The following is a 17,445-nucleotide window of genomic DNA, read 5'->3' as shown; positions in this document are numbered from 1 at the left end:
TTATTCATAGTTATAAGGTCCGTCTTTTTCTCCTAATACCGGTTCTTTATCGAAATTCAATACAGGCGGCGGCGATGGAACTGTCCATTCCAGTGTTTTACTGTGCCACGGATTCACCTCTGCAGGTGCTCCTTTTCGTGCCGAACGAACCAGGTTTACAACAATGATGATAAAACCGGTTACCAATACCCACGAGCCCAGCGTGCTCAGGATATTTCCTCCATGGAACTCTTCCAGGTAGTCGTAATAACGCCTTGGCATTCCCATCATTCCGAGATAGAACATGGGCGAATACAACGCCAGAAAACCAATAAAGAAAACCAGCCAGCCAATATTGGCCCAGGCCTTATCATACATTCTTCCAAATATTTTTGGGAACCAGTAGTGCATTGCCGCAAAAAAGGCAAAGCCGGTACCGCCAAAAACAATGTAATGGAAATGGGCAACAACAAAGGCAGTGTCGTGCACATAAATATCGGTAGCCAGTGCCCCCAAAACCAGGCCGCTTAAACCACCAACCATAAACACAAAAATAAATGACACTGCCCAGTAAAAGGGCGTTTGGATATTGATCGATCCCTTATACATCGTCGATATCCAGTTAAAAACTTTAATTGCACTTGGTATGGCAACTATAAATGTGAGGAGTGAAAAATAATATTGTGCAGTACCGCTCATTCCGGCCGTAAACATGTGGTGCCCCCAAACCAGGTAGCCCACAAAAGCAATGGCCATTGTTGACGCGATAATTGCTTTATATCCAAAAATATGTTTTTGCGAGAAAGTTGGAATAATCTCTGAAATGGCTCCCATAGCAGGCAGAATCATAATATAAACTGCCGGGTGCGAATAAATCCAGAACAGGTGTTGATACAGAACAGGATCGCCGCCCAAAGCCGGATCAAAAATGCCTACTCCGAACACTCGTTCGAGGGCTACCAACACCAGGGTAATACCCACAACCGGCGTTGCCAGTAACTGAATCCAGGCGGTTCCGTACAAGGTCCAAACGAATAACGGAAGTTTCGACCATTTCATGCCGGGACAACGCAAACGGTGAATGGTCACCAAAAAGTTCAAACCGGTAAGAATGGATGAAAAACCTAACACAAATGCCCCGAATATGGCAGGCAGCAGGTTGGTTCCGCTTTTAAAACTGTAGGGTGCGTAAAAGGTCCAGCCGGTGTCGGGAGTTCCCGATCCGAACAGCAGGGCACAAAGTACCAAAACCACTCCGGTAACGTACAACCACCACGAAAGCAGGTTGAGTTTTGGGAAAGCCACATCTTTTGCGCCAATCATTATGGGCAACATCAGGTTTCCGAAAACCGCGGGTAAACCGGGCACCACCACCATAAAAATCATTATAACACCATGAACGGTAAACGTAGCGTTATAGGTTTGTGCATCCATAATGGTTTTACCGGGAGCCAGCAGTTCAAATTTCATGGCAAGCCCCAACAAAACACCGGTTGCAAACATGGTAGCTATCGAATACAGATAAAGAAGACCAATACGTTTATGGTCAGTGGAAAAAATCCATCCGAGCAAACCTTTGTATTTTCCCTGATAGGTTAAGTAGTTTGCTCCATTAACAGCATTTGTTGTATGCATAAAGTTTAGTTTAATTTACTTTTTTCTTTGGTTTTAATACCAGGTACAGCAGTAAAACCAGCGCGAAAAACATAATTATGGTTCCGCTTACTTTAGTTACATTTAATACATATGTTTGTCCTTGCGGATCGTAGGAATAACAAAAACGCAATACTTTGTTCAGTGTTGGTCCCGACTGGCCTTTCGAGGCTTCTACAATGGCCATTTTCCATTCAAAAGGCAAAAAGTACAGTCCATTTAAATATCGGGTAATTTTTTCATCGGGGCTTACAACGATTAACGATGCGGCATGCAGAAAATCGTTACCTGTTTTTTTGTATTTAAAACCTGTTGCCGAGGTTGCCCTTATTATACTTGCACTGTCGGAAACAAAAAATAACCAACCGGTTTTGGCTTCTTCCACCTTGTCGGCATTATTCATCAGCTGCAGGTAATTTGTTTTTTTCCTGATTCCCAAATCAATTGTTTCACTGGGATCAAAACTAATGGTTAATACCTGGTAATCCTCTCCGGGAACAAGATCCGATTTGTCCATCACACCGGCAACAGCTTCCATTAGCGGGCTGCAAATTCCGGGACAGCGATAGTAAACAAAATTCAATATTGTTGGCTTATCAATTAAATCTGATAACCAAACCTGCTCGCCGGCTTCATTTATCAGCGAAATACTGTCGGGCAAATAATCGTCAAGATGTTCCACCACCCCGATTTCAACATCATCGTCGGTAGCGGCAGGATTGATTACGCTTTGAGCATTTGAAACATTGGCAAGTAGCAGAATGATACCTGCAAGAAACGTTGTAATATAATTTACAGTTTTTTTCATAGAAGCCAGACCAATACGGCAAGGTTTATTTTAGTTTTTAAATGAATAGTACGTTATAACAGGTTTTAAGTTTTATCATTTTCACGATTCCGGCGAAATACAATAATACCTTTTTACCTGATTTCATATCTTAAAACCACAAAAGACTGATAATGTTTATGTAAAGAATAAGTTTCTTTTGATTTTTTACAAATTGACTTCTTGCGTGCAATATTTTCGCTGAAAATACAGGATATTTGAGGCCTGAATTTTCAGAGAATCCTGTATCTTTATGCCATGCGCAAGGCAATGAAGGTTTATTTAGAATATGTTTTACAGCATATTTTTATGTAACCTTAGTCACACTTATGCATCGTTCAGGTCTTCAAAAAAATCCTTTATAAACAACACGAAAATGCATTTGTTCACCCGAAAAAAATATTTTTTTCAACCCTAAAACCTATCTCATCAGATATCAAGTTATTATACCAAAAATAAAATTTTACAAATACACAAAAACACTGTAACTTACTCACTTATAACATTTAAAGTCAATTTAGTCTTTTATTATTGAGAGGACCGGATTAGTTTGCCGCTTTGCGCTTATTTTATAAATTCGTAAGGTTGAGAAACTAAATTCAGCTGAAAAAAGTATTGATTTCAGCACTATAGTTCTAAAAAAATGTCTGTTTATGGAAAATAAATCACGCAGAAGTTTCGTGAAAAAGTTGGGTGTATCAGTTGGTGCAGCCGGACTAGTAGGAGGCTCCAGTCTTTTAAGTTCATGTAACCAGGTGGAGACCGCCTCGGGAGATACAATTAAGCTGCTTACATCGAGTGGAGAACTTGTTGAAGTAAACAAAGCACAGCTAAAACCTGCTGATATGCCAAGTCTTACCGAAAATCAAAAACGGGGAAGAAAAGGCTTGCCGGGCCGTAAATTTGTGATGGTAATCGATTTATCGAAATGCCGGAATGCACGCGAGTGTATGAAAGGTTGCCAGAAACACCACCAGCTGCGTCCGGAACAACACCATATTAATGTGTTGCAAATGCAGGATGCCGAGCACACAGCTCCGTATTACATGCCAAAACCATGTCAGCATTGCGATAACCCGCCATGTACAAAGGTATGCCCGGTAAACGCTACGTTTAAACGCGAAGACGGCATTGTTCTTATTGACAATGAACGCTGCATTGGTTGTCGTTTCTGTATTGCTGCCTGTCCTTATTCAGCAAGGGTTTTCAACTGGTTTGAGCCACGCGATGCCGAAAAATACGAAGGCGTTACCTACAATATCGAGGCTAACGTTCCGCAGAAAAAAGGTACCATTTCGAAATGTTTGTTTAGCGCCGACCGTTTACGCGACGGTAAACTACCAACATGTGTTTCGTCGTGCCCCAACGGAGTTTACTGGTTTGGCGACCAAAACGAAGATGCGGTTACAAACGGAACCACGCACGAAACTACCAGTTTCAGCAAATTGATTAAAGATAACGCTGCTTATACTTTAATGGAAGAACTGGGAACCAAACCGCGTGTTTATTACCTGCCGCCAAAAGACAGGGCTTTCCCATTTCAGGGCGAAATTGAAGATCACCACTCATAACAGACTAAACTTTAAACGATGGAAAAAACAAAATCGCCGGAAGAATCCCGGAAATTATTGGATAAGATAACTTTCGATCTCACCCGCTCGATTGTAAAACGCGATGAGCTCACCCGTTTTTGGTATTTCATACTTGTTATGTTTGCCGCGGTTGGTTTGTGGGGTTGGTTTATACAAATTCGCGACGGACTGGGAGTAACCGGAATGCGCGATTACGTGTCGTGGGGAATGTACATTGCCAACTTTGTATTTTTTGTGGCTGTTAGTTTGATCGGATTTTTAATCAGCTCGTCGTTACAGCTGCTAAAAATTAGCTGGTCGAAACCTATTTCACGTGTTGCCGAACAGATTGCAATTGCTGCAGTGGCACTGGCCGGAATTATTATTGTAATGGACATGGGGCGCCCCGATCGTTTTCTCAACGTATTCTTGCACGGACGTTTTGCATCGCCAATTATATGGGATGTTACTGTTGTAACCACCTATTTAACCATTTCGGTATTGTTATATTATATACCACTCATCCCCGACCTTGCCCTTTTGCGCGACCGTGGCGGCGACGATATTCCAAAATGGAAAATGCAGTTGTATAAAATACTCGCTTTAGGCTGGAAAGGAAATGATAAACAATACAAGCTCGTGGCACACTCCATGCGCGTGCTTATGATACTTATTCTTCCGGTTGGTTTATCTATCCACACCGTAACATCGTGGTTATTTGCCGCCACACTACGCTCGGGTTGGGATACTACCATTTTTGGGCCCTACTTTGTGGCCGGTGCGTTTGTGGCCGGTGCTGCCGCTGTGGTTATATTAATGTTTGCCTACCGAGTTCGTTACCGTTTAGGCGAATATTTTGAAGACCTGCACTTCGATTACATGGGGAAATTACTGGTTTTTGTTTGCCTGGTTTACCTCTACTTCAACATCAACGAATTTTGGGTTCCGGCCTACAAAATGAAAACCGCAGAAGGTATTCACCTGCGTACTCTGTTTACCGGAAGCTATGCTCCGATGTTCTGGTCGGCACAAATGCTGGGATTAATTCTTCCCATACTTTTGATGCTTTTCCGGTTTTTCAGAAAACCTTTGCCGCTAACGATTATTTCGGTTTTTGTGCTTATAGCCTCGTGGTTAAAACGATATATTATTGTTGTGCCAACGCTGGAGCACCCGTTTTTGCCTGTGCAGAATGTGCCCGACTATTTTAAACATTATTCGCCAACCAGTATCGAGATCATGATCACCATTTTCTCTTTCATGGCCGCGCTGCTTATTATTACTGTGCTGGCCAAAATGTTCCCGGTTATTACCATTTGGGAGTACGCCGAGGAAAAAGGTATTGACAAAGAAATTCTTGCTGAACCGAAAAAATAAAAAACATGAAGATCAAACTATTATTTGTAGCGTTAGTTTTTCTTGCCCAGCAGGGAATGGCACAGGAATGGTTGGTTCCTGAAGATCAGAAAAATATTGAGAACCCGTCAGAATATAATCTTGCGAATGTAAAAAAGGGTAAAGACCTTTACCTGCTCAATTGTAAATCGTGCCACGGTGATCCGGGGAAAAACAACGGTTTACCATTGATTCCTCCCCCACCCGATGTAAGCAGCGACATTATGCAGGCCAACAGCGAGGGCGAGTTGTTTTATAAAATTACACACGGGCGCGGCGGTATGCCACAATTCGAAACCACCATTTCGGATGACGACCGCTGGCGTTTGGTAAATTACATTCGTAATTACAGCCCCGATACCGAACCGTTATTGGTGGAAGAACCGCCGAAAAAAGCAAAAGTACTGGCATCGGTAAACGAGGCCGAGCGTATTGTTGAAGTTTTTGCCGAGTATCAGAACAAGGATAGTGTTTATGTTGCTCTTGCTGAAACCCCAATTTCAATTGGTGCACAAAAAGCCTTTGGAACACTCCCAATCGGAGAAGTTCTTACCAACAAAGAAGGCCGTGCGGAATATGCCATTCCGGAAAGCCTGATTGGTGACGAACAGGGAATGGTAACACTGGTTGTTGACTTAGGCGAGGGATTCATTACCGAAGATGTGGTGCTTGACGCATCAAAAGTAGGACAGCCAAAACCGACTCCGGTACTTATTAAAGAAGAGATACTTTGGTCGACCAACGAAAATATACAAACCTGGCTTTTGCTATCGTACCTGGCAGCTGTTTTAGGTGCCTGGGGAACCATTGGCTATGTTGTATTTCAGATTTTTAAAATTAGCCGGGCCGGCAAAGAGGAATAAATGAAACGACCATGATAAAACTTTTATCATTTATACATAGAATTGAAATCATGGTAGTTCCATCTTATACGTTTGAAAAAGAACAGTTTTAATAAGATGAACATTTTTTATCTGCTTATAGGAGTAAGTTTACTGGTGGCACTCATTTTTTTGGGCGCTTTTATCTGGTCGGTCCGATCGGGGCAGTATGATGATAACGAAACTCCATCGATGCGGATGCTTTTTGACGACGACGATGTGGAATCGGAATCTGAAATCAATGAAGAAAAAAAGAATAATAAAAAATAATTATCCAACTCATGGAAAATCAAAAATTTAATTACGACAACAAAATAGTTAAGTTGTTTATACTGGCTACACTGGTTTGGGGTGTTGTTGGCGTACTGGTGGGCATCCTTGCTGCGGCACAGCTGGCCTTTCCTATATTCAACTTTGGTCTGGAATATACCACTTTTGGCAGGGTGAGGCCACTGCATACCAATGCCATAATTTTTGCATTTGTGGGAAATGCCATTTTTGCCGGAGTGTATTACTCGATGCAGAAATTGCTAAAAACCCGGATGTTTAGCGATACCTTAAGTAAGATACACTTTTGGGGCTGGCAACTCATTATTGTACTGGCAGCCGTTACGCTGCTGGCCGGATTTACCACCTCGAAAGAATATGCCGAACTGGAATGGCCAATTGATATTTTGATTACCCTAATTTGGGTAGTTTTTGGTTGGAACATGATCGGGACAATTGTTGTTCGCCGGGTTCAGCACATTTATGCAGCCATTTGGTGGTACCTGGCAACTTTTCTTGGCGTGGCCATGTTGCACGTGGTAAACTCTTTTGAACTGCCTATCTCGCTGTTTAAAAGTTACTCCATTTATGCCGGTGCGCAAGATGCGGTGGTACAATGGTGGTACGGTCACAATGCTGTAGCATTTTTCCTAACAACACCGTTCCTTGGTTTAATGTACTACTACCTGCCAAAAGCAGCTAACCGCCCGATTTATTCGTACAAACTGTCGATTATTCACTTTTGGTCGCTTATATTTTTGTACATGTGGGCAGGGCCACACCACTTGTTATACCAGGCTTTGCCAAACTGGGCTCAGGCTTTGGGAACCACGTTCTCGATAATGCTTATTGCCCCAAGCTGGGGTGGTATGATAAACGGTTTGCTCACCCTGCGTGGCGCCTGGGATCGTGTTCGCGATAGTGCCGCACTTAAGTTTATGGTTGTGGCCGTAACGGCTTACGGTATGTCAACTTTCGAAGGGCCGATGATGTCGCTGAAATCAGTAAACCAAATTACCCACTTTACCGACTGGACCATCGCTCACGTACACATTGGAGGTATGGGCTGGAACGGCGGTCTTGTATTTGGTATGCTTTACTGGCTGGTACCAAAACTGTTTAAAACAAAACTATTCTCCGAGAAATTAGCCAATACACACTTTTGGTTGTCAACACTGGCCATTTTGGTTTATGCCATCCCGCTTTATTGGGCTGCCGTAACACAATGGTTAATGTGGAGAAACTTCACCGAGGAAGGTTTCCTTCAGTACCCGAACTTCCTGGAAACAGTAACCCAGCTGATTCCGATGTACGTAGCTCGTATTTTTGCCGGAATTCTCTTCCTGGTTGGATTCCTTATTATGGTTTACAACCTGGCAAAAACAATGGCTGCCGGAAGTTTTGTTAACGACGAAGCTGCCGAAGCACCTGCCCTTGTATTGGCCGGAGCCCGCAACCCGATGAAAGAAACCGTACACCGTTGGATGGAAAGAAAAGGTGTTCGTTTCTCTATCCTCGTATTTATTGCACTGGCTATTGGTGGAGCTGTTGAGATCATCCCGATGATATTTATAAAATCGAACGTACCAACCATCGAATCGGTAAAACCATATACACCGCTTGAACTCGAAGGCCGCGACCTTTATGTAAAAGAAGGTTGTTATGTGTGTCACTCGCAAATGGTTCGCCCGTTCCGTTGGGAAACCGATCGTTACGGCGAGTACTCAAAAATCGGAGAATTCGTTTACGACTATCCGTTCCAGTGGGGATCGAAACGTACCGGTCCCGATTTGGCGCGCGCCGGAGTGGTTGGCGGCCCGATGTACAAAAATGCGGCATGGCACTACAACCATTTTATGGATCCGCAAAAGATGAACGAACAGTCGATAATGCCGAATTATGCGTGGCTGGCGGTTAAAAATACCGATCTTTCGCAAACACCGAAAAAGATCAGGGCCATGCAAACACTTGGCGTTCCTTACCCCGAAGGATACGACGAAAAAGCTGTTGACGATTACCTGGCACAAGCCGAAGGTATTGTTGCCGACCTAAAAGCTTCGGGTATTGAAACTGATGCGAAAAAACAAATCGTGGCAATGATCGCCTACATGCACAAACTGGGAAAAGACATTTCGGAGCAGCCGGAAGTAGCCCAGGTAGAATTACATTCTGAATCATTCACTGAGGCTACCGATCAAAAAGAAGTTAAGCTTTTAACAAGTGCTGAAGATCTGGCTGCCGGCGAGAAAATGTTCCAGACAACCTGCGTAGTTTGTCACGGCCCGGAAGGAAAGGGAGTCGCAACATTCCCAAGCCTTGTTGATGATGAGTGGCTGCACGGCAACTCTCCTGAGGAAGTGTTCCATTCAATTTCAGAAGGAAATGTAGCTAAGGGAATGGTGCCTTATAAAACGCAATTTTCCGAAAAACAGATTACACAGCTTACAAGCTACGTATTAACAACTCTGCAAAACAAGTAAAATGAAGATCGTAAGTAATCTATTAACAAGTATCGAAGGAATCCAGATTTTTTACATCGTCGGATTACTCATTTTTGTATTGCTCTTTATCGTAATCTTTATTCGAACCATGCGCATTCCAAACCAGGAAATGGAAGATATAAAGAACTCTATTCTAACAGATGGCGATTCTCGCGATATCAATTCTTAAAAAATACAGCTATGTCAGATAAAAATAAACAAATATTGGAGCAGGATGAGCACCTGATGGATCACGATTACGACGGGATTAAGGAGTTGGATAATCCGCCGCCACGATGGATAATGATGTTATTCTACATTACCATCGGCTGGTCGATTATTTACGGAGCTTACTATTTCTGGTTAAAAGAAGGCAACCTGCAGGATGAAGAATATGCGCACAAATCAATGAAGCACGACGAAAAATACCAAATTGCGTCAATCTCTGCTGAAGATCTTGTGGCTTTTACCGATGAAGAATCGATTGCTGAAGGAAAGCAAATTTACACCGATTTGGCCTGTATGGCCTGCCACGGAATGAATGGTGAAGGAAATGCGATCGGCCCCAACCTAACGGATGATTACACGCTGCACGGATGCGATTTCGAAAGCGCGTTTCATACCATAAAAGAAGGTGTGCCGGCAAAAGGAATGACCGCTTATAAAACGCAAATGAGCGACGAGAAAATCCAAAAAGTGGCCAGTTATATAATGACTCTTAGAGGAACAAATCCGGCCAATGCCAAGGAGCCGCAAGGAGAAAAATGTGAATAGAAAATAAATACCTCGAAAAATGGTGGGGAACAGTGTTTCCCATCTTTTTTATCTGCAAATTGAACATATGGCAAATCAAAAACTCGACTTCAGAGACTACCCCATAAACTGGAACGAGCGGGGCGGACGAAAATGGATATATGCCAAAAAGCCTTCGGGAAAATGGTTTAACCGCCGAACCATCGTTAGCTACATTTTATTGTTGTTCTGGGTTGGAGTACCATTTATTCGGGTAAACGGCAATCCACTGATTTTACTTGATATTGCCCACCGGAAATTTATCATTTTCGGAGCCATTTTTTGGGCACAGGATACCTTTATCCTGGCACTTTTAATGCTCTCGTTTGTTCTTTTTGTAGTGTTGTTTACGGTAACTTTTGGCCGGCTGTGGTGCGGTTGGACTTGCCCGCAAACCATATTTCTGGAAATGGTGTTTCGCAAAATCGAATACCTGATTGAAGGCGATTACCGCGAGCGTCATAAACTCGACAACAGTCCGTGGACCACAAAAAAAATTGTTAAGAAAACGCTGAAACACGGTATTTTCATGCTTATCTCGGTTGCCATGACCAATGTTTTTCTGATGTGGTTTATTGGCAGCGATCGTTGGCTTGAAATGATACGGGAACCGATCAGTCAAAACATTTCTGGTTTTTTGGTTATGCTGCTGGTTTCGGCATTCTTTTATTGGGTGTATTCGTTTTTCCGTGAGCAAATTTGCACTATGGTTTGTCCTTACGGACGTATGCAGGGTGTTTTGCTCGACTCGAAATCAATAGCTGTTACTTACGATTATGTGCGGGGCGAACCTCGTGGCGGGCAGGGCGATGGTGATTGTACCGATTGTAAACAGTGTATTTCGGTGTGCCCAACGGGTATCGATATCCGCAACGGCTCGCAGCTGGAATGTATTAACTGCACAGCCTGTATCGATCAGTGTAACAAAATTATGCATGTTACCGGAAAACCGCCGGGTTTAATTCGTTACGCTTCTGAAGCGCAAATAAAAGGTCAGCAAAATTCAATATGGAATGCACGTAACCGGGCCTATTCGGTTGTGCTGCTATTTATTTTCTCATTTTTTGTTTACACACTGTTTTCGAGACCGGTACTGGAAACGACTATTTTACGCTCGCCGGGTTTACTTTACCAGGAGCAGGACACAACTTTATCGAACGTTTACAACATTAAAATAGTAAATAAAACACACGACGAACTTCCGCTTGAATTGCGTGTTATCTCTCATGATGGCAAAATTCAAATGGCCGGAAACACGATAATTTTGAAAGATCAGGATATGTACGAATCAACATTTATTCTTTTCTTGCCTAAAAGCGAAGTTACGAGTGACAAAACCGAGGTTGAGTTTGGAGTTTTCAGCAATAATGAATTAATTGAAACCTATAAAGCCAGTTTTGTAGGGCCATAAAGAAGCTGACAGTTGACAGTCGCAGTTTTTCAGTAAAAAATAAAGAAGGAAACAGGAATAATAAAAAAGAAAACAAATGAAGTTTAATTGGGGAACAGGGATATTTCTTTTTCTGGCGTTGTTTTTAGCCGGATCGGCTGTTTTTATTGTATTTGCAGTGCGCCAACCGGTAAACCTGGTGCATAAAAATTATTACGAAAAAGGTGTTGATCACACCGAACAGATGAATGTAAATGCCCGCTCGAAACCATATTCCCGGTCGTTTGATGTGAACCTTAACAACGAGGCATTGATAGTCAATATTGAGAATAATCTGGCGACAAAAATCGATTCCGGCAATATGCAATTGTATCGCCCGTCGGATTATACAAAAGATATCAGGTGCAAAATTTTAGCGGGAAACACTCTGGTCCAATTCCCAAAAACCGAATTGATAGCCGGCCGGTACATTCTAAAATTCACATGGTATACCAACGGTTTACGATATGAAATCGACCGCCCGGTAAATATTCAGTAAATTTACTACCTTTAAATCAATTACAACCTTTTGTTCAAATCAATAGCGCCATGACCATTTTTATATCAGCACTTATTTTAGGATTGATGGGCAGTTTTCACTGTGCCGGAATGTGTGGACCAATCGCCATTGCTTTGCCACTACATGGCAACACCGTTCCGCAAAAAATATTCGGAGGAACCCTTTATAACCTGGGGCGCACCTTAACCTACGGAATGATGGGAGCTATTTTCGGGCTTCTCGGACAAGGTCTTCAACTCATCGGATTTCAGCAAAAGGTATCGGTGATTATGGGAGCTTTGATGATCATTTCGGTGCTGTTTCCCACATTGTTCAAAAATCAGTACAAGATGGATAAAAGCTGGTTTTCGGCAGTGGGTAAACTGAAAAAGAAAATCGGTGAAATGTTCTCGATCCGCTCTTTCCAAAGTCTGTTTTTTATTGGCATGCTTAATGGTTTACTTCCGTGTGGGTTGGTTTACATGGCCATTGCCGGAGCCATCGGCACAGGCGGTATTGCCGAAGGATCGTTGTATATGATCCTGTTTGGTTTGGGAACTATCCCCATGCTGCTGGCCATCTCGCTGGCAGGAAACGTACTGAGTTTAGCGGTACGAAAAAGAATCAACAAATTAATTCCTATATTGGTTGTTGTGGTTGGAATTTTGTTTGTATTGCGCGGATTAAGTTTGGGCATCCCCTATTTGAGTCCGCCAAAACAAAAAATTGAGCAGAAATTTGAAAAAAGTCTGGAAAAAGAAAGTGCAACAATGCATACTGAAACAAAAGGAGATTGCTGTAAAGTAGATTAGCAGAAAAAGGATCTTGGGAAATGGGGAAAAAGGAGGAGAATAACTGTGTACATTGTGGTGCCGATTGCGGAAGTAACCCGGTGGTGTGGAACGAACTGAATTTTTGTTGCACCGGTTGCAAAACGGTTTACCAGCTGCTAAACGAAAACAAACTTTACAACTACTACAAACTGGAAGAAACGCCTGGAATAAAGGTGGAGACCATAACTGAATTCGGCAATAAATATGCTTTTCTTGATAACGATGAAGTAAAGGAAAAGCTGATCTCGTTTTCTGAAGGCAGCATATCGAAAGTAAAATTTTATGTGCCCGTTATCCACTGCGCCTCTTGTATTTGGTTGCTCGAGCATCTGCATAAACTGCACAAGGGAATCCGCCATTCGTTTGTAAATTTTACCCGCAAAGAGGTAGACATAACTTTCGACGAAAAGGAAATTTCGCTGCGGCAAGTGGTTGAGTTGCTGGCATCCATTCATTACATCCCCGATCTGTCGCAAAGTTTAAGCGACAAAAAAGACGACAAATCGTACAAAAAGCTTTTGTATAAAATTGGGGTTGCGGGTTTTGTTTTTATTAATGTAATGACCTACAGTTTGCCGGCTTATTTTAACGGCGAACCACTGAGTGATAAACTACAATCGTTGTTTAGTATTCTCAGTTATATTTTGGTCATTCCTGTGGCTTTTTACAGTGGCAGCGACTACTACATATCGGCCATTAAAAACCTGATAAAAAAGAACATCAGCATCGATCTGCCTATTGCACTAGGGATTATTGTGCTCTTCCTGGTAACCAGTTACGAAGTGATTTTTACCGGCGGACCGGGTTACAGCGACAGTTTATCGGGCCTCATTTTTTTCCTGTTGGTAGGGAAATGGTACCAAAGCAAAACCTACGAAGCGCTTTCGTTCGACCGGAATTACAAATCGTATTTCCCCATTGCGGTTACCAAAATCAATAAACAGATTGAAGAGAGCATTCTGATTGAAAAGATTGAAGTGGATGATGAACTGATCATCCGCAACAAAGAACTCGTTCCGGCAGATGCAGAGCTGGTTGACGGAGAGGGCCGAATCGATTACAGTTTTGTTACAGGAGAATCGACACCAATTGTTAAAAAGCCCGGCGACTTTATTTACGCCGGCGGACGACAAATGGGTGGAATTATACGGATAAAGGTGAAGAAAGAGGTAAATCAGAGTCACCTCACCAAACTTTGGAACCAGGATAAATCGTACGAAAAACCCAGCGACTCATTAAAAACCTTGTCCGACCGGATTAGCCAATACTTCACCCTGATAGTAATTGCCATCGCTATTTTTGGCTTTACTTTTTGGGCGCTTCGGGGTGAATACCACACGGCTATTTTTGTATTCACGGCTGTACTAATTGTAGCCTGCCCGTGTGCCCTGGCGTTGTCTATTCCGTTTACCTTTGGCAACACCATGCGCATTTTTGGTAAGCGCGGTTTGTACATTAAAAACACCGATGTAATTGAAAAACTATCGCACATCAACAGCATTGTTTTTGACAAAACAGGCACCTTAACTCAGCCCAATCAAAACAAAGTGGTGTATTCAGGAACAGAACTTTCGGCATCGGAAAAAGAAGCTGTTTTTTCGCTTACGCGTCAATCGACACACCCGTTGAGTACAGCGCTTTCGCAATCGTTCAACGGATCAGCATACCATAATCCGGAGCACTTTGTAGAAGTTGCCGGGCGGGGGATTTTTGGGAAAGTAAATGACTTGAATCTGCGAATCGGATCGGAAGAATATGTAACAAATACACCAACCACAACAAAGAAAAAAACATCGGTTGTATATGTAGCGATTGAAGACGAACTGAAAGGACACTTTACCATCAGCAATCATTACCGCTCAGGTTTTAAAAACGTGTTAAGCTCATTGAAACAAGGTTTTAACCTTTTCCTAATTTCGGGCGACAACAATGCTGAAGCTGAAAACCTCTCGTCATTTTTCGATCGTGAGCACATGCTTTTCAATCAGAAACCCGGCGATAAAGCTGCGTTTATAAAATCGCAACAAGACAAAGGAAATACCGTGTTGATGACCGGTGATGGCTTAAACGATGCCGGTGCGCTAATGCAAAGCGACGTGGCCTTAACCATTGCCGATAAAGTTTACCATTTTTCGCCGGCCAGCGACGCCGTTTTGGAAGCCGAACAGTTTAATCAGCTGGCTAATTTTATCCGCTTCACCAAAACTTCGCTGAAGATCGTAAAACTCAGCTTCATTATTTCATTTTGCTACAATATTGTAGGAATTGCCTTTGCCCTCAGCGGAAATCTTTCTCCGGTGGTAGCTGCCATTTTAATGCCAATTTCATCGGTTTCGGTAGTTGCTTTTGCAACTTTTGCAACACGCTTAGCGGGGAGAATTAAATTGCGCAAAATTCTGGCATAAGGCTTCAAAACAAGTAGCTAATAAATAACGAGGTAAACTAAACTTCGCTATTAACAATAAAATCTGCCAACTCTTTTTATTTTTATAGGGTAAAACTATAAACCGAATGATTAACAACAAAAAAGTGGTGGTGGTGCTTCCGGCCTACAATGCTGCCAAAACACTTGAAATTACCTATAATGAAATTGATTTCAATATTGTTGACGACGTAATTCTGGTAGATGATATGAGCAACGACGACACCGTTGAAGTTGGTAAAAAACTCGGTATTAAACACATTGTGGTTCACGAGCAAAACAAAGGTTACGGCGGAAACCAAAAATCGTGCTACAACAAAGCTCTGCAAATTGGAGCTGATATTGTAATTATGCTTCATCCGGATTATCAGTACACCCCAAAGCTTATTCCGGCAATGGCCAATTTACTTGGAAACGAATTGTATCATGTGGTTTTGGGGTCAAGGATTTTAGGAACAGGAGCGCTTAAAGGTGGCATGCCGCTGATAAAATACATTGCCAACCGCGGACTTACTTTTATTGAGAATATTCTTCTTAATGCAAAACTTTCAGAATATCATACCGGTTACCGGGCCTTTTCGCGCGAAGTACTGGAAACAATAAACTACAATGCCAACTCTGATAATTTTGTTTTTGATAACCAAATGCTGGCTCAAACCTGGTATGCCGGTTACGAAATTGCCGAAATAACGTGCCCAACTAAATATTTTGATGATGCTTCATCAATCAGCATTAAAAACAGTACGATTTATGCCATTGGTGTGTTAAGAACCGCTTGCCAATATCGTTTGCAGAAGTGGGGGTTGCTTAAGAACAAAATTTTTAATCATAAGTAGCAAGAGAAAATGAGAATTTTTGATCTTGGATTTCTTGATAGTCCGTCAGAAAACAGATTTGTAGCAACTTTATACAAGGTTTTGATTGTGGTTCTGTTTGCTTTTATCCTTCAGTCTGCATTTTTAAGGAATATGCAGAACTATACTGATCATGATGACAATCCTTATAATGCAGGAGCCAAGGTAACAGCTGACGAAGGACTACTTCCCTACAAAGATTACCGGTTAATACACATGCCCTACTATGTTTTTACATACGCCTTAATTCTTGAGTTTACACCATCGCTTACATTAAGTGCTAGAATTATTAGCCTGGCATCTTTTTTTACCATGCTTGTACTTATTTTTTATTCTATACAAAACTCACTATATCGTAAAAACCAAATATTCAGATTCATTGTTGGAGCTTCTGCTCTATTATTTATAATGTACAATCCTTTTGTACAATATGCCTTTGCACGATTTACCTACGACTTCCCGTTATTGCTTTCAATGCTGTCATTTTTAGTGCTTTCGTCAACCGGCAGAAGCAGACGGCTTCCGCTAAAAGCAGCAATTAGTGGATTGTTGTTGGGAGTTGCAGTTGGGTTCAGAATGCATTTCATTTTTTTCATCATCCCGTTTGCACTTAGTATTTTATTGTTTCAAAAAGAGACAACAACAGTTAAGCTGAAACAGTTCCTATACTTTTCGCTTGGTGTTTTTGCAGGACTGATTCCTGTGTTCATTCTAATTTCGATTGCCCCCAAAGGCTTTCTTTTCGATATCTACCAGTTTCATTTTAAAATCGATATGAAGGCTCAACCCGGAGCAGCACTTTCCTTAGGTGAAAAATTAACGGAACTTATCGATAAGGTGCTGGAAAAATGGCAATCATCAGTTCTTCTTGCAGGGCTAATTTTGGTGATGATACTCAAAGCTTTCAACCTTGTAAAAGACAACAGGTTAAATTTCAAGATTAATGTTCTGCTCCTTACTTTACCATTTCTGGTATACCTCTCCGTTGGTAAATTACTTATTATTCAATATGTATATCCGCTATCGATTTTTCTGATTGTTGTTATCTTTTATACTATTGGCACGCAAAAGAAATACTTCAACTATGTAGCCATCCTGTTTTTTGTGTTATCGATAATTCCACCTTTAGAGGTGAACTATAAAAAAGCATATGACATGAAAACAACGGAATCATGGTACGCGCTTAGCCGACACAGAATAAGCATTTTGGTTGATGAAGCAATAAATGGTGAAGCAAAAGTGTTGACGCTATCGCCTGCGGAGATTTTAGAAAGTGATTCCATTAAAATTTATAAAGAATTTGTAAGCAGCCCGTTCATTTGGCGTACCTCACACTCAATTCCTGATGATACAAGAAAAGAGTTTAATATTATCTCGAAAAAAGAGGTGGATAATTTTATGCAAACCAATCAACCGGATGCCATTTTAACAGGCTATTACCCTGGAGATTTAGAGTTAAAACTTGTTGAGTTTGCACAAAAAAACGGGTATAAAAAAGTAGATCTGCCTACAGAGCGTGAGCTAAAACTTTATATAAAAGAGAAGTAAGTTATAAACAATCTGC

The 17,445-nt window shown here is 41.8% G+C and carries 15 protein-coding genes; 13 read left to right on the top strand and 2 right to left on the bottom strand.

Features of this window, described 5'->3' with window-relative positions:
- Both LH29_RS03475 and LH29_RS03470 read right to left on the bottom strand, forming a co-directional pair.
- On the bottom strand, positions 1–1,614 hold the full coding sequence (locus LH29_RS03475; RefSeq protein WP_045026118.1) for a cytochrome c oxidase subunit I: 1,614 nt from the start codon (positions 1,612–1,614) through the stop codon (positions 1–3).
- A 10-nt stretch (positions 1,615–1,624) separates the two neighbouring features.
- Positions 1,625–2,440 (bottom strand): SCO family protein, encoded by an 816-nt coding sequence (locus tag LH29_RS03470; protein ID WP_052670579.1) that lies wholly within the window; start codon positions 2,438–2,440, stop codon positions 1,625–1,627.
- A 671-nt stretch (positions 2,441–3,111) separates the two neighbouring features.
- Here LH29_RS03470 and LH29_RS03465 point away from each other — a divergent pair.
- From LH29_RS03465 to LH29_RS03405, 13 genes are all read left to right on the top strand, one after another.
- Positions 3,112–4,029, top strand: a complete 918-nt coding sequence (locus LH29_RS03465; RefSeq protein WP_045026117.1) for a 4Fe-4S dicluster domain-containing protein — start codon at positions 3,112–3,114, stop codon at positions 4,027–4,029.
- An 18-nt stretch (positions 4,030–4,047) separates the two neighbouring features.
- A complete protein-coding gene (nrfD, locus tag LH29_RS03460; protein ID WP_052670578.1) occupies positions 4,048–5,406 on the top strand; it encodes an NrfD/PsrC family molybdoenzyme membrane anchor subunit in 1,359 nt (452 codons plus the stop codon).
- A 5-nt stretch (positions 5,407–5,411) separates the two neighbouring features.
- Positions 5,412–6,287 (top strand): c-type cytochrome, encoded by an 876-nt coding sequence (locus LH29_RS23610; protein ID WP_082063402.1) that lies wholly within the window; start codon positions 5,412–5,414, stop codon positions 6,285–6,287.
- Positions 6,288–6,383: 96 nt separating this feature from the next.
- Positions 6,384–6,575 carry a cbb3-type cytochrome oxidase assembly protein CcoS gene (gene ccoS, locus LH29_RS03450; protein WP_045026116.1) on the top strand — a complete coding sequence of 64 codons (192 nt, stop codon included), beginning with the start codon at positions 6,384–6,386 and terminating at the stop codon, positions 6,573–6,575.
- 11 nt (positions 6,576–6,586) lie between these two features.
- On the top strand, positions 6,587–9,052 hold the full coding sequence (gene ccoN, locus LH29_RS03445) for a cytochrome-c oxidase, cbb3-type subunit I (RefSeq protein ID WP_082063401.1): 2,466 nt from the start codon (positions 6,587–6,589) through the stop codon (positions 9,050–9,052).
- A gap of 1 nt (position 9,053) precedes the next feature.
- Positions 9,054–9,242 (top strand): hypothetical protein, encoded by a 189-nt coding sequence (locus tag LH29_RS03440; protein ID WP_045026115.1) that lies wholly within the window; start codon positions 9,054–9,056, stop codon positions 9,240–9,242.
- Positions 9,243–9,253: 11 nt separating this feature from the next.
- Complete coding sequence (locus LH29_RS03435) at positions 9,254–9,826, top strand: cbb3-type cytochrome c oxidase N-terminal domain-containing protein (RefSeq protein ID WP_052670576.1); 573 nt, start codon at positions 9,254–9,256, stop codon at positions 9,824–9,826.
- 67 nt (positions 9,827–9,893) lie between these two features.
- Entirely contained in the window at positions 9,894–11,255 is a 1,362-nt protein-coding gene (ccoG, locus tag LH29_RS03430; protein WP_045026114.1) for a cytochrome c oxidase accessory protein CcoG, read from the top strand.
- Between the two features lie 76 nt (positions 11,256–11,331).
- Entirely contained in the window at positions 11,332–11,772 is a 441-nt protein-coding gene (locus tag LH29_RS03425) for a FixH family protein (RefSeq protein ID WP_082063397.1), read from the top strand.
- Between the two features lie 50 nt (positions 11,773–11,822).
- On the top strand, positions 11,823–12,584 hold the full coding sequence (locus tag LH29_RS03420; RefSeq protein ID WP_198152337.1) for a sulfite exporter TauE/SafE family protein: 762 nt from the start codon (positions 11,823–11,825) through the stop codon (positions 12,582–12,584).
- Positions 12,585–12,604: 20 nt separating this feature from the next.
- Positions 12,605–15,010 (top strand): heavy metal translocating P-type ATPase, encoded by a 2,406-nt coding sequence (locus LH29_RS03415; RefSeq protein WP_045026112.1) that lies wholly within the window; start codon positions 12,605–12,607, stop codon positions 15,008–15,010.
- A 106-nt stretch (positions 15,011–15,116) separates the two neighbouring features.
- Positions 15,117–15,863, top strand: a complete 747-nt coding sequence (locus LH29_RS03410; protein ID WP_045026111.1) for a glycosyltransferase family 2 protein — start codon at positions 15,117–15,119, stop codon at positions 15,861–15,863.
- 9 nt (positions 15,864–15,872) lie between these two features.
- Positions 15,873–17,429 (top strand): glycosyltransferase family protein, encoded by a 1,557-nt coding sequence (locus LH29_RS03405; RefSeq protein WP_045026110.1) that lies wholly within the window; start codon positions 15,873–15,875, stop codon positions 17,427–17,429.
- The last annotated feature ends 16 nt before the right edge of the window (positions 17,430–17,445 follow it).

This window comes from Draconibacterium sediminis, from assembly GCF_000949475.1.
GTDB classification, from domain to species: domain Bacteria; phylum Bacteroidota; class Bacteroidia; order Bacteroidales; family Prolixibacteraceae; genus Draconibacterium; species Draconibacterium sediminis.
This window is presented reverse-complemented; position numbering and strand designations above follow the sequence as displayed.

Coding starts and splice junctions, on each gene's coding strand:
- LH29_RS03475 (WP_045026118.1), bottom strand. CDS start 1,614: ATGCATACAACAAATGCTGTTAATGGAGCAAACTACTTAACCTATCAG.
- LH29_RS03470 (WP_052670579.1), bottom strand. CDS start 2,440: ATGAAAAAAACTGTAAATTATATTACAACGTTTCTTGCAGGTATCATT.
- LH29_RS03465 (WP_045026117.1), top strand. CDS start 3,112: ATGGAAAATAAATCACGCAGAAGTTTCGTGAAAAAGTTGGGTGTATCA.
- nrfD (WP_052670578.1), top strand. CDS start 4,048: ATGGAAAAAACAAAATCGCCGGAAGAATCCCGGAAATTATTGGATAAG.
- LH29_RS23610 (WP_082063402.1), top strand. CDS start 5,412: ATGAAGATCAAACTATTATTTGTAGCGTTAGTTTTTCTTGCCCAGCAG.
- ccoS (WP_045026116.1), top strand. CDS start 6,384: ATGAACATTTTTTATCTGCTTATAGGAGTAAGTTTACTGGTGGCACTC.
- ccoN (WP_082063401.1), top strand. CDS start 6,587: ATGGAAAATCAAAAATTTAATTACGACAACAAAATAGTTAAGTTGTTT.
- LH29_RS03440 (WP_045026115.1), top strand. CDS start 9,054: ATGAAGATCGTAAGTAATCTATTAACAAGTATCGAAGGAATCCAGATT.
- LH29_RS03435 (WP_052670576.1), top strand. CDS start 9,254: ATGTCAGATAAAAATAAACAAATATTGGAGCAGGATGAGCACCTGATG.
- ccoG (WP_045026114.1), top strand. CDS start 9,894: ATGGCAAATCAAAAACTCGACTTCAGAGACTACCCCATAAACTGGAAC.
- LH29_RS03425 (WP_082063397.1), top strand. CDS start 11,332: ATGAAGTTTAATTGGGGAACAGGGATATTTCTTTTTCTGGCGTTGTTT.
- LH29_RS03420 (WP_198152337.1), top strand. CDS start 11,823: ATGACCATTTTTATATCAGCACTTATTTTAGGATTGATGGGCAGTTTT.
- LH29_RS03415 (WP_045026112.1), top strand. CDS start 12,605: ATGGGGAAAAAGGAGGAGAATAACTGTGTACATTGTGGTGCCGATTGC.
- LH29_RS03410 (WP_045026111.1), top strand. CDS start 15,117: ATGATTAACAACAAAAAAGTGGTGGTGGTGCTTCCGGCCTACAATGCT.
- LH29_RS03405 (WP_045026110.1), top strand. CDS start 15,873: ATGAGAATTTTTGATCTTGGATTTCTTGATAGTCCGTCAGAAAACAGA.